Annotated in this window: 9 protein-coding genes; all 9 read right to left on the reverse strand. The window is 45.1% G+C overall.

The window, feature by feature from the left end:
• Positions 1-87 precede the first annotated feature (87 nt).
• Positions 88-249 carry a hypothetical protein gene (locus tag KJW29_RS20735; protein ID WP_214625997.1) on the reverse strand — a complete coding sequence of 54 codons (162 nt, stop codon included), beginning with the start codon at positions 247-249 and terminating at the stop codon, positions 88-90.
• A gap of 29 nt (positions 250-278) precedes the next feature.
• A complete protein-coding gene (locus KJW29_RS20740) occupies positions 279-2,657 on the reverse strand; it encodes a glycoside hydrolase family 95 protein (RefSeq protein ID WP_214625998.1) in 2,379 nt (792 codons plus the stop codon).
• Between the two features lie 80 nt (positions 2,658-2,737).
• Entirely contained in the window at positions 2,738-3,751 is a 1,014-nt protein-coding gene (gene allD / locus KJW29_RS20745) for an ureidoglycolate dehydrogenase (protein WP_214625999.1), read from the reverse strand.
• 18 nt (positions 3,752-3,769) lie between these two features.
• Complete coding sequence (locus KJW29_RS20750) at positions 3,770-4,606, reverse strand: amidohydrolase family protein (RefSeq protein ID WP_214626000.1); 837 nt, start codon at positions 4,604-4,606, stop codon at positions 3,770-3,772.
• Positions 4,607-4,612: 6 nt separating this feature from the next.
• Positions 4,613-5,407 (reverse strand): SDR family NAD(P)-dependent oxidoreductase, encoded by a 795-nt coding sequence (locus KJW29_RS20755; RefSeq protein WP_214626001.1) that lies wholly within the window; start codon positions 5,405-5,407, stop codon positions 4,613-4,615.
• A 311-nt stretch (positions 5,408-5,718) separates the two neighbouring features.
• On the reverse strand, positions 5,719-7,134 hold the full coding sequence (locus KJW29_RS20760) for a response regulator transcription factor (RefSeq protein ID WP_246608874.1): 1,416 nt from the start codon (positions 7,132-7,134) through the stop codon (positions 5,719-5,721).
• A 1-nt stretch (position 7,135) separates the two neighbouring features.
• Positions 7,136-8,914: a sensor histidine kinase gene (locus tag KJW29_RS20765; RefSeq protein ID WP_214626003.1), complete on the reverse strand. Its 1,779-nt coding sequence runs from the start codon at positions 8,912-8,914 to the stop codon at positions 7,136-7,138.
• Between the two features lie 50 nt (positions 8,915-8,964).
• Positions 8,965-10,416 (reverse strand): SGNH/GDSL hydrolase family protein, encoded by a 1,452-nt coding sequence (locus tag KJW29_RS20770; RefSeq protein WP_214626004.1) that lies wholly within the window; start codon positions 10,414-10,416, stop codon positions 8,965-8,967.
• A 75-nt stretch (positions 10,417-10,491) separates the two neighbouring features.
• Positions 10,492-13,470, reverse strand: a complete 2,979-nt coding sequence (locus KJW29_RS20775; RefSeq protein WP_214626005.1) for a TIM barrel protein — start codon at positions 13,468-13,470, stop codon at positions 10,492-10,494.
• Positions 13,471-13,503: the final 33 nt, after the last annotated feature.

Genomic DNA, 13,503 nt, shown 5'->3' on the forward strand with positions numbered 1-13,503 from the left:
CGCCTATAGTCTTTGACCGTCGACTACAATGCCCAAAAGCCTTCCCGGTACCGGGAAGGCTTTCGTGAATCTGTTTCGCGACCGTTATCAATCCTCGACGTGCCTGTCCTCAACCGGGATCGAATCGACCGTACGCTGGCTGACGAACTTGTCGAACAGGCTCTCTTTCTCCGTCGGAATACCATCCGGATTGTCGCGTTTGTCCCGCTGCTCGCGCCGATTATCGGCGCTTTGTTCGAATTCGTTCATTGCTGTCACCTCCCAAGCAGATTGCGTATCTACTCACAATGTGAAGTCTCGATTGTATAGTTTGCTCCTATAGTTGTAGGAAAGCTGATGATTCCGTCCTCCAACTGTTTTATCTGAACGGCTTGTCCTTCAGCTAGAACGGCCATTTGGCAGTCCATCCTTACACGGCACACTTTGCCTAGCGCTGAGTAAATGTTTACGCGCTCAACCTTATTCTGTCTCCACGTAAAACCGACTTCAAATCCGTTCCTCGCGCGTAAACCTTTTACTGAGCCCGACGGCCATTCAATTGGCAGTGCGGGAATCAAACGGATAGCATCGGTGTGGGACTGCATTAACATTTCTGCAATACCTGCGGTAAAGCCAAAATTCCCGTCTATCTGGAATGGTGGACCTACGTCAAGGAGATTTGGATAAATCCCCATGCTATTATAATCCGCTGTATCTTCTTCTCGGACTAGATTGAGTATACGATCTATTAACTTTAACGCGCGATCACCATCGCCGAATCGTGCCCAAAGATTTATTTTCCAGGCCAAACTCCAACCCATGCCAGTATCACTTCGACGTTCCAAAGATTTTTTTGTTGCCTCATAAAGTTCAGGTCTTTTCCTTTCAGTAAATAAATACCCCGGGTATACCCCATATAAATGAGATACGTGACGATGATGAATGTCTTCATCTTCAAAATCAAGGAACCACTCTTGAAGATGACCATCTTTGCTAATCGTGTATGGACGAAGTTTATTAACAGCTGCTTTAAACTCTTCCCTCAGCTCCATATCTACATTAAGCAAGGATGCTGCTTGAATACAATTTGTAAATAATTCCTCTATCAACAAAATATCCATCGTAGTTCCTTTGCTTACAGCTGCCAATTGACGATCAGAAGTAACAAATTTATGTTCAGGAGAAGTTGATGGTGAAGTAACCAGATAACCATCAGGTTCCTCGCATAGCCAGTCGAGACAAAACAAAGCCGCTTCTTTCATAATAGGATAACCTGTCTCCCGAAGATACGTTACATCGCCGCTAAATGCATAATGTTCCCAAAGGTGCTGACTTAGCCATGCACCTGCCACGAACCAACTCGCCCATACCGGATCACCATCTCCATAATCCCCTACTGGAGCCGTTTGACACCATATGTCGCTGTTGTGATGAGCGACCCACCCTCTGGCCCCGTAATTTACAAGTGCGGTTTTTGAACCTGATTCTGAGAGATTTCGAATAAACTCCAACAATGGCTTATGGCATTCCGACAAGTTACAGACTTCCGCGAGCCAATAATTCATCTGAGTGTTAATATTTAACGTATAATTTGCGCTCCATGGCGGGCGGGTCTCTTGATTCCATATTCCCTGCAAATTAGCTGCTTGTGTTCCAGGACGTGAACTTGAGATAAGCAAGTATCGGCCAAATTGAAACAGTAACTCTACCAACTTTCTATCTTTGGCTCCGTATTCCAGTATTCTTTTATCTGTTGGGATACTTTCATTATCGTCACATCCACCAAGATCCAATTCAACCCGGTTATACAATCGTTTGTAATCCGAAATATGTTTGCCCAGCAACTCTGTGTAACTCAGATTATGAGCAGCATTCAAATAACTCTCCGCTAAGCTACTTGGCTCTACACCCTCGGTGAATGGATTTCGATCATAACCATTAAAACTGGTTGCTCCACTAAAAATTAGCGTAACACTTGAAGCACCTTCCACATGTAGGCCGTCGTGATTAACGGAATGTATGCCACCATCCAGTTTCACACCTATCCGACCGTCAAAGCGGATCCCGCCGTCCCCATATTGAATAGGTTGTTCTTTGTCGCGGTAATAATTCGGATCAACGTGGAGAGGTGCTTGTCCCTTAATGATGTGACGTCCCAACTCAACAGTTGTCTGGCTGCGAAGCGGGCTTGAAAGATTGGCTTTAAAACTGATCATACCCTGACGATCCGCCTCAATACGTAAGACGACTACATTATCTGGACTCGAAATAAAACAAGTTCGAGTATATGTAGTGGTTCCAATCCTATAGCGAACTACCGATGTTGCCGTCTCCAAATCCAGTTGACGCTCGTAATTGTTCGCCAAAGCCCCATGATAAAAATGGATAAACAGATCGCCCATGGGCATATAAGATTGTGTATAAGGTCCCATGGCTTGTTTGCAAAGTTCATCCGCTTCCACAAAATTACCTTGATTAATTAGCTCCCGAATTTCTGGAAGTACTTTTTGTGCGTTCGGATTTGTCGTGTCCTTCGGTTCCCCTGACCACAAAGTGTCTTCATTTAATTGAAGTCGCTCCGTTTCAATCCCTCCGAACACCATTGCACCTAGCCGCCCATTTCCTAAGGGAAGCGCTTCCGTCCATTTATTTGCTGGTGTAGTGTAATGTAGTTTCAATGCTTATCACTCTCCACTAAATTTGGGTATACTGAATTGTTGTTCGGGCATATTTTGAGCTTGTTATCACAATTATGTCGTTACTCCTGTAAAAAAGTATATGCCGACTCTGGCACTGGAATCCCGTATTTCATTCGTTCAATCACCCTCATTTGCTCTGGCTCCCCTGGTATATATACAGACTGATGACCAGGCGCCGGTTGTAATTGATGCAGTTCGTCAATAAGTTGATCAATCTTATATTTGAATATAGTAGAATCCGTTAAACAAGAGATATTAATGGCCATTAAGAAGTGCCCCAGCTTACGAGCCTTATTGTAGTTGCCATACATCTGACTTACGTGAGGTCCGAATCCAGAGCCAGTTAGTATTCCCGAGAATATATCAATGACTAGAGCAAGTCCGGTTCCTTTCGGCCCGCCCATAGGATTCAAAGCCACAACTTGATTAGGATCCTCTGTTGGATTCCCTTCCGCATCTACGGCCCAATCAGCAGGAATAGATTTTCCTACTTGCTTAGCATATAGGATCTTCCCCACCGCTACTTGACTTGTCGCCATATCTAATATGATCGGTTTTTGCTGGTGTGTCGGAAAACCGAAGGCAATCGGATTGGTTCCAAAGTATGGCTCAGCCGCACCGAAAGGGACAACAAACTTATCCGTATTGACCATCATGATGCCGATCATATTATGTTCCACTGCTTGGTTAACAAAATAAGATAACGCACCACAATGACTGCTGTTAATTATGCTAATCATACCAACACCATTCTGCTCAGCAATTGCTATCGCATGATCCATAGCTTCCTTAGCAATAATATGTCCGAATCCATCATCGCCATCAACTATGGCTGAACAGGGTCCCGTACTCTTCATCTGAATATTCGGGGTAGGATTAAGCCCGCCTGCCTTCAGTCTTTGAATGTAATGCCCCATTCTGTTGATGCCATGTGAATCCACACCTCTTAGGTTGGCATGGACCAGAACATCCGCAACGATACCTGCGTGCTTTTGGCTCAGACCATGACTCATGAGCTTCTTAGTACATAACTCAATTAACTCGATTGATGATACAATGATTTCCTTATCCATAGTAATCTTCCTCACTTGTTAAACTTGTAGTCTGTAAAAATCGATCGCATTATACCCCCAAACCTTGGATAGATCTGCTTGATTCAGGTTAGAAGAGAGATGGCCCTCCAAAATTGATACTACTTCATCGTAAGAAGCCGCCAACAGGCACACAGGCCAATCACTGCCAAACATGACGCGGTTGGTGCCAAACAAATCAAGACAGTGTTGTATGTATGGTGATAACTGCTTATAATCCCACTCCATGTGATTCGCTTCGGTAGCCATTCCTGACAGTTTACAGTAGATATTCGTCCCACTCGCTAATTCAGCAATTTGTGTTCTCCATGGTTCAATCTCCCCCTTTGCAATATTCGGCTTTCCGATATGATCCACAACTCCTCTTAGATTCGGCACTTGCTGAATCAATTTATTAAGATGAGGCAAATGCCGTGAATAGATGAGGAAGTCAACTGGAAAATCATATTCGGCCAATAACTTCAAAGACTGAATGACCTTCGGCCTAAGAATCCACTCATCGTCTGGAAGATCATGCAGCATGGGACGTATTCCGACAAACTTTGTGTGAGTCATCAGTCGTTGGAATAGCGCTGGAAAACCATTTGATTCCAGATCCAACCAACCCACAACCCCGGCAATTGTTAGATCATGCTCAGCTAGTGTTAACATGTATTCAGTTTCAGCCATTGTAGGAGCAGCTTGAACAAGAACGGTCTTGTCAATATTATGCGTATGCAGGATAGGTGTCAGATCACTTGGGAGAAAATCGCGGTAAAGCTTGCTTAGCTCTGGCTTCAGCCAATAATAATCGCCACGATCCAGCTTCCAATAATGCTGATGAGCATCAATTCTCATGTTTATCTACCCCCTAAACTTGATCACGGCTGGAGAATATTCCAAGGTTGCTCCTCCATCCGCATCGATGATGGATCCAGTGATAGTTGAGGCGTCATCGCTTGCCAGAAATGCTGCTACTGCCGCAATTTCTTCCGAACTCGATATATGACCCAGGGCATGACAATTACTTAAAGACTGTTCTGTTGCAACAGGATCGGCCTGTTGATTGATCCAAGCCCTCAACAATGGAGTATCTACATAGGCAGGAAGTATGGCATTAGCACGAACATTTGAACGAGCATAGTCCAGCGCTACCGACTTGGTAAACGCATTGATAGCTCCCTTTGTTGCTGAGTATAAGGAGCCTGCATACTGCCCTACCTTGCCCGTACTGGATGATATATTTACGATGGCGCCTTTTGTTATGAGCAGATGTGGAATCGCATACTTGGAATGGAGAAAATAATTACGCAGATTCGTGTTGATTATCGTATTGAAATCTTCCTCGGAGTACTCGTGCATAAGTTTTGAAATATGTGTGGCCGCATTATTCACTAAGATATCTATATGTTTGAAGCTTTGGACCGCTAGGTTAACTACATGGATTATGTCTGATTCGTTGGAAACATCACATTGAGCAAACTTTACTTCATACCCGTTCCTATGCAACTCTTTTTCGAGCTCTAGACCTGTATTTTCGTCCCTTCCCGTGAAGACTACTTTAGCGCCTCGTTCTGCGAACAATCGTGTACAGGCTCCGCCTATCCCTTTAGTGCCCCCAGTAACAATGGCGACTTTTCCTTCCAACTGCTTGTTCATAAAGTTCCCCCTTTCTTTTAATAAATCGTATGATACATTAATGAAATTTCCATAAAATTCTATCTTATTATTGAATGGTGATTACATAATCAAATTGTATACAGATCGGACATTACACTACATGAACGTCCCTAACCATTGTTTGGATAATTCATACCAATTTGATCCGCCTCCACTGCGCCCTCTCTATCCATCTAACATTTGTCCATCCGTAACTAATATCAGTCCATATGGAATCCACGACACAAAAAAAAGAGGACCTTCTCCCGTTTGAGAGAAATAGTCCTCCACTACTTTGATTCTGTAAACAATCATTGATGCTCCGCGCGATAGGTGCTCGGAGGTGTGCCTGTATACCGCTTGAATTGCCTGCTGAAATAGAAATAGTCGTGATAGCCGGCCTTCTCCGCCACCTCCTGAATCGACGTATCGGCCGTTCTCAATAATTGACAGGCATACTCCATCCTTAATTGGGTCAAATGTTCGGTAAAGGTCCTCCCGGTCTCTCGCTTGAACATCTGACTGATATAATTGGCATTGATGTTAAACGACCGGGAAAGGCTCTGAATGGACAAATCCTGGCAAAAGTTTTCGTTGACGAAGTGAAGAATGGACGTAAACGTCCTGTTTTTGATATCCTCAGGTTTAAGGCTTAGTTTACTTCGGTTTAAACTCTCCGACAATGCCTGCTTTAACTGCCTCACCATGTGCCCCGCATCCGAAAACAAGACGGTCAGCTTGTCATAGGTCAGCAACAAGGGCTCTTCGGATTCTCCAATCCTGTTCAGGAACACGATAGTATCGTTGTATACCGTCAACGCGTGCCTGATATTAAGCAACCCTTGGGAAAATTGCTTCTCGATCCCGGTTAACGCAGCAAATATCGCAGGCATATCCTGATTTGCAATCGCCCCTATTAGTTGGGTCCGTAGCTTGTCAGGCACTTCCGTATTTTCCGATTCCAATCTTTCGGCATCTTTGCCTACTGTAAAATAACGATAAGCGTCCAGCTCCGCCCTCTCGATCGCTCCCTTCAATCGCGCGACATCCCCGATATACCCTCCGTCTCCAACAGCTGAACCCGATATCTGAGCAAGCGTATACCACTCATCGGCTCGGCCCGGGGGTTGATCTGCGATGCAGTACGCATATTTGCGATAACCGATCCGCAAAACCAGCTCACCCTGCGTACCGGGATTTAGAGCCAGTCGCTCCTGCCCGACCGATACAGCCACTCTATAACGTTCCTGCTGCCCGATGCAAATACCAGCCTGCTCCAGTCTGGAGCGCAATTTATCTACGCCCTGATCTGTTGCGTCTTCAAGCAAATCCAGTATTTCTCCTTCGTCAATCGGCCGTGTCTGATCCAGCATAGCTGCGGCTTTATGCAGAAAGCTGGAGATCTCAAGTTCATCGAACGGCTTGAGACAATAACCAATCGCGCCAACATTAAGCGCCTTTTGCGCAAAAGCAAACTCGGCGTAGCCGCTGACGATAATAAACAGCGTAGAGGCGTCAACCGCTTTAGCTTTCTTAATGAACTCAAGTCCGTTCATGCCTGGCATGCGGATATCCGTAAAAACTAAATCCGGCTTCAACTGCTGCACCGCCCGAACCGCATCATCCCCATTGTAAGCTTCGCCTACAATTTCAAACCCGCAGGCCTGCCAATCCACGCTAGCCTTTAAGCTTTTAACTACAAATTCTTCATCGTCCACCAACAACACTTTATGCAAGTAGCTCCCCCCCGTAAGGCATCAGAATGCTAACCTCCGTGCCGATTCCGAGCATGCTGACAACACGTACACCATATAAATTGCCATAATTTAAACGAATACGGTCATGGACATTAAACAAACCTATTCCGTCAGTACACTCCTCCCTCTCGCCAGAAGCTTTAAATCCTGGCTCGGCCATCAGACGCGCCTGAATATGCTCGAGTGTATCCCGTTTAATGCCCACTCCACTGTCCTTTACCGACAGATAGAGAATATCTTGGCGGACATAAGCTTCGAATCGCAATTTACAACCGCCAACCTTTGGCTCCATGCCATGAAAAACGGCATTTTCCACTATCGGCTGCAAAATCATACGTGGGACTTTATAGTCAAGAAGTGTTTGATCGATCTCGTATTCCATCTCGATCCGGTCGCCAAAACGAATTTGCTGAATATACATATAATTTTGTATCATTTGAATCTCTTCGCGAAGCGGTATCCTGTCCGCACCCTTAATGCTGTAGCGAAACACCAGCGCCAGCGCCTTGGAGATTCGAAATATTTTATCGGAACCTTCATCGGCGGCAATGCCTTTAATCGATTCTAATGTGTTATAGAGAAAATGCGGGTTGATCTGACTCTGCAAAAAGGCCAATTCGGATTTTTTCTTAACAAGTTCCGCTTCATACAATCTCACATTGCTTTCGAGCAGTTTGTGAGTCAAATCGTCAATTTCGTCCAGCATCGCATTAAAATGATTGGTTGTGGTCATCATCTCGTAATACCCGTCGAGCTCAATCCGTTTCTTCAACGTCTTCAATGTGCCCGATCTAATCTCTTTCATAAACCTCAACAGCTTCTTGAGCGGATACAAAATATTATTGATAACAAACAAAAAAGGAAAGGCAAGCACCGCTAAAGAAATGCAGAACACCAGCAATTGCTGTCTGCGTATTTCAGCCACTTCGCTTAGGAGCGCGCTGGCCGGTACTTTAATAATGACCCGTCCGCCGAGATCCGGAATTTCCCCTGTACGAATAATATCGCTGTCATCGCCGTCAAGAAGCTGAGCCTCGTCATACTTGCTCCCTACCGAAATCTCATCGTTGTTCGTATAAAAAACGACACCGTTGCGGTCGATCATGTACACTTCGCTGCCGCTCATTCGAATCACTTGCTCTTGTTTCCCTAGCATCGCGCTAATGTCCAGTACAAGCAAAAGCGTACCGATGGGAACCTCTTTGTTTTCGAAATTGGTAATGGAATAAATGCGGGTCCCGGCAATAAAAACATGCCTCATCTTGCTATTAAAAGGAATCGTTTGGAGCGACGTATAATAATACATTTTCCTCTCCGGAATTTCTTCGCGGAACGGGAGCAATTCATTAATGTCGCCGCTAGTATTGAAAACGGTTCCATTATTGTCGATCATAGCAATGTCCAGTATGCCATCCTTCATATCGATCATATCCCCGATGTAGCTTTTGAGCTGGGTGTATTCCACAAACTTGCTGACGGAATCCGTTTCGTTTAAGTAGCTTTGTACAATCGGCGAATTATAAGAGATTTTTTCCAGGAGACGTTTGACCACATCGCTATTGGAAGCGATGGTCTGGTTAATCTGGGAAATGGATTCCGTCACATATTCGCTATTCTTCTCCTTCATGACTCGGGAGACCTGAATAAAATTGCTTAAAATAATAAAAATCATAACAGCAACCACAAAAAAGGCGAGAATGGACAACTGCTGACCAATCGGCAATTTTTTGAAATATTTCAATGTCTTCACCGCCTCGCCGTTCATCCTATTAAAAATATAACAAAACGCAGGAAATCCCGCTACATAAGTAAATCAATGGCTTGCGAGAGCCGCCTTGCGATAAACTCATTGACGAAAGGCGACGGATGAATGGGGTCGTCGAACAACAGTTCATAATCCAGTATTCCGTCATGCACGCAGCTCTCGAAATATTGCGCGAAATCAATAAAACCGGCGCCGCTTGCGCGAGCAAACTCCCTTGCCGCTTCGTAGTAGTCTCCATAGCCGATAGTGGCCGACGGTTCGCCTTCAAACATAATCCGCTTGTCCCCCGGCGTCGTCAGGAAAAGAAAGTCGGTGCGCTTTTTTCCATCCTCATTCAGATGTCGGCTTACCTTGTCTGTTAATTCATGCAAATGGCTAGTGAATACCGCAAGCGGCGTTTGTCGAAGATACTCGTTGACAATTGGCGCCTGAATCACGACCAGTGTTGGTGTAAAGGGAACATATCGCAGCAATTGATCCATATGCGCCTGAGACTCATCGTTATAGCTTGGCGTTCCATCCCCCAGCCATTGACCGACCGTATGACCGCCCATCGAAAAATTGCGAACATTGTTGCCGTCGAACACTACGCCACGCAATGCGACAATCGGACATGACAATTGATCATGCTCCGGTTCGAACGATTTCGCTTTCGTATTCGCGCCAGCCTGGGTAAAACGGAGACGCCCCTTTTGTTTCTGTCCAAAATCGATGCAATAAACGACCTCTGCCTCACCCCCGGCAAAGTATGTATCTATTACAATGCGTTGACCCTGCAAGACTTCGACTTCACCGCCAGCTGCGGGAGTATGCCTCCCCGAAACCAGCCGCGTAACCTGAGGATAACCTTCGCGTGGAGGATAAACGTATCCGGCCGCAAGTCCCTTGCTTACCCCGTAAGGTTCGAAACTCACTTGCAGTCTCGCTCCCCAACTGCTCGCAACAACACCGATATAGAGCTTCGTAGCATACGAGGTCATATCCCAATACAGTGCAGATTCCTCCGCCGGACGACTTGGCAATGCGATCAACTCTTCACTGAACTTGTGATCCGCAGCCAGGTAACCCCAGGTTTCGCGATCATCCTGCTCGCTGGTTCTAGGCGCATAGATACCTGCAGCGTCGTAATTATCACCGATTGGGCGTGTCATCCGTACAAGCGTACCGCCCCCGCTGCCTGGAGCGAATCCTGCCGTCGGATGGCTAGATTCTACCTGACCTGAATCTGCTAAATACCATCCGTATTTGCCAATGATATGTTGGCGCAGCTTGCTGAAGAAACCATTACTATAAGGGGCCGCCATATGCGGGCGGCTGGCCGAATGATCATCATATTCCGGCGAGCCCTGGCCCCATCCGTGGCTGTCCCCCAGCAGCAGCACTTCGGTATCCGTTGTCACATGCGTTCTGCGTCTCCCTGTTAGCGAAGGGAAGTTTCCCGCCGTCAAATTGCATGCATATTTCGCAAAAAAGTGGAGTTCATCCATCGTTAGTTCTCCTCTGTTTTTTGCTTTTATCTTACTGTCTCTTTCAATTAATTGTCAACAATCTACTGTCTTCAATTACCATGTTTTTATATCTATGTACACCTCGTTCCAGTTGTCATAGAGCGCATCCTGACACACGAAATCCAATACCCCTTCAGCCATAGACGATTTAGAGTAGGTGTGTATAAGCTCAGCTAGTTGTTCATCCGACTGATAAAGCGGACAATGCTTATCATAATATTGACCGTAGTCATCTCTTCCAGGAACACTTAGCAGGAGGCCGCCAATATCATCCTTGTACTTAGCCAGCGCAGCTTCGGGCTGTTCGCCTAATGCAATACTATGTGCCAGATTAAAGGCAAACTTAAGGTTATGGATCTGCAACTTATTCACGAAACCTACAGTCTCCTCGGTAGATTTCAACAGTCGGCCCTTCGTGCCATTTTGAAGATAAATAGTAATCCCATATTTCTCAGCATCTGCACAAATCCCCTTCAGCGAGGCTGCCATCCGTTCTACCGCATCTTCCACAGTAATATGATTTTCGGCATTGCGATGCAAAATGAAGATCGCCCTTTTACAGCCCAATAACGCAGCCTTCTCGAACGTTAACGCAATTAATTTCCTACCTTCTTCATAACGGTCTTTAATATTATTCAAAAGCGACAGCTGCGGATAATGATTAAGCATACTCGAGAAGTCAATAATGACCTCAAACTTACGCTGCTTCACAAATGCTGCTTCCTGTCGCAGCCACTCCATATCTTTCTCCATCAAATAGGAAGCGTCCAGCTTGACTCCATGGAAATGATGCTTAAACGTAGGCTTGGTCAATAGCTCTGTCTTCAAGGAACTAATGTTTCTGATTGCCAGAAACTTGCCTTGCGTAGAATCACTTGTGAAGCTGACCTCTTGTGTTTGAAATGCCCACCCACTAGTCTTTAAGCGGAATATTCGGATGTCTGCTGGCTTGATCATCAAGCTTCCTGAGCCCTCCTCAGTCTGCTCCTCATGATGAAATTCCTTCGCATAGTATCCAATCAAATCCTCCGGCAAGCCCGGAACCGCCAGCTCGGATTCTATCGAAAATCCATACTTATTGCTAACAAAATCAAACTTTTGAGTAGAGGAGCTATTATTCACAATCGCCGCTAAGAAGGAGCCTTCTTCACAAGTATTTACTATGCACTGAAGGCTATCATTCGTTATCTCAACCATTTTCAATTCATTTAAGCAGCTTCCTAGATATTGCTTGACCGTGGATAGGAAATCATAGTACATAGGCAAATCTTTACCATCCACATTGTCTGCAGCGGTCATAATTTTCTCTGTAACGATATCTTCACCTACAAGATATTTGGTTTCTCTCTCCTCCAGCTTGCACTCCTGCAATTTGTTCATGTTCAGCCCGAAGGGAGAAGCAATAAAGCTAACCTTGCCCTGCTTCAAGGCGTTGCATACAATGAATGGCGTTCCTGTATCCGACAATCGAGCAACAATTTCCACTTCATCATTTGGTTCAATGCTGTATGCTTCAAATGCTTTTTCTTCAAGATCCTTACTTCTGAATTGGATCGTCTCATCCGAAGTGTAAGCTTGCAACTCCCCTAGCTTTTTGATTCCGACAAAGTCTAATACCTGATTCACGTACTCCTGAGGCAGTTGAGCTGATAGAATGACATCTGCAGTCGCAATCAAATGCCCTCCGCCTTCTACAAATGCACGGAGCTTTTCATAAAGCTCTACATCCAGAGTGACTTTGCCAGCTAAAATAACCGTGTGATAGCTGTTCAAAATTTGCTGATCCGCATCCGAGAAAATAACATCCGTCATATCTCCATACGGTGTAGCAGTCAGAAAGCCTCTCTCATCACGATAGAAGCCTGAATTTTCGTAGCCAGGAAATAGCATTGTAAACAAAGCATGCGTCTGATAATCGCCTTCCTCATAAGGAAGATTCCCCCAAACCTTGTAGTACTCATGGGTATATAGATGTCTTGGCGGTGTCCAGCCATTAAAGAAGTCCATCAACACTGCAGCTGGCGTGTACATTATGCCAGGATATCCATTATTAGCAACGAATTGGACAGCCTCGGTTTGAATTTGTCCAATTGGTGTTAGCTTAGTTTCGGTTTCATCCTCACTATCCGGCATCGTAAAGCCCCATTCCAAGCCAAGAATATCGCAATTGTACATGTATTCAACGTAAATAAGTCTGCGCAGCAGGCTTAAGCTAGTCCCCGCATCGGGTCCAAATTCGTAGCCATTCTCCACACCTACTCTTTCATAATCCTTGTAGCCAAAGCGATTCCAAATTGAAGCATTGCCGAACCATAACAGACCGTATTGCTTTCCTGCCCCTCTTAAATAGGAGTACCATATGTTGGCATTCGGGAGCGCCTGCGCTGTTTCCGCTCCGATTATAATAGAGTTGCCTTCTTTGGCAAAATAATGACAAAAGGTCAAAGAACAGACGACGGATGTCTGATTATCAAAATGATTCCCAAGCTGCTCGAAGTGACGCTGAAAGTGTAAATACTGACTCTTCCTGTTACTATCTACCGGACAAATCATTGGCGTATAAGCACCAATATATCGCCCATCCTGCTCACCATTATCGAAGCCCATGAACTTGCTGCCCAAAGACTTCCTAAGATAAGCGGCGGCTTGCTCCGGCACTTCATATTCCCCCCATGACGACCGGTTTGAGAACGAGCCCGGCACATATCCCCAAATATCAAAGATATAAAGTCCTCTAGCCTTAACCTCATCAATAAAAGAATTCAAATTTGAAGCATACAAAAACTTATAAAACAACCACAAAATCTCTCCAAGCTTATAGTGCTTCGTATAAAGGTCTAGTTGTTGGTTGAAGTCTTTAATAGCTCCCTCATCGTCTAATTCCATTGCCCGCATAGCTGAAAAATGAATTTTGTTCCCTAAGTCACTGCGCGTAACCGCCTTTGCAAATCTTCTTTTATATTCAATATGATTTTCCGGTTCCACTGTAAAAACACGAATGTAAGACGTTGATCGATCTTTTAAGTCTCCCACGTAGATCCTCCTCGTTAATCCAATAAGTTATTT

Source organism: Paenibacillus agaridevorans, from assembly GCF_018604145.1.
GTDB classification, from domain to species: Bacteria; Bacillota; Bacilli; order Paenibacillales; family Paenibacillaceae; genus Pristimantibacillus; species Pristimantibacillus agaridevorans.

What these genes read in the sequence shown, in the direction of transcription:
- KJW29_RS20755 (WP_214626001.1), bottom strand. Translation starts at nt 5,407, where the DNA reads ATGAACAAGCAGTTGGAAGGAAAAGTCGCCATTGTTACTGGGGGCACT.
- allD (WP_214625999.1), bottom strand. Translation starts at nt 3,751, where the DNA reads ATGGATAAGGAAATCATTGTATCATCAATCGAGTTAATTGAGTTATGT.
- KJW29_RS20750 (WP_214626000.1), bottom strand. Translation starts at nt 4,606, where the DNA reads ATGAGAATTGATGCTCATCAGCATTATTGGAAGCTGGATCGTGGCGAT.
- KJW29_RS20735 (WP_214625997.1), bottom strand. Translation starts at nt 249, where the DNA reads ATGAACGAATTCGAACAAAGCGCCGATAATCGGCGCGAGCAGCGGGAC.
- KJW29_RS20770 (WP_214626004.1), bottom strand. Translation starts at nt 10,416, where the DNA reads ATGGATGAACTCCACTTTTTTGCGAAATATGCATGCAATTTGACGGCG.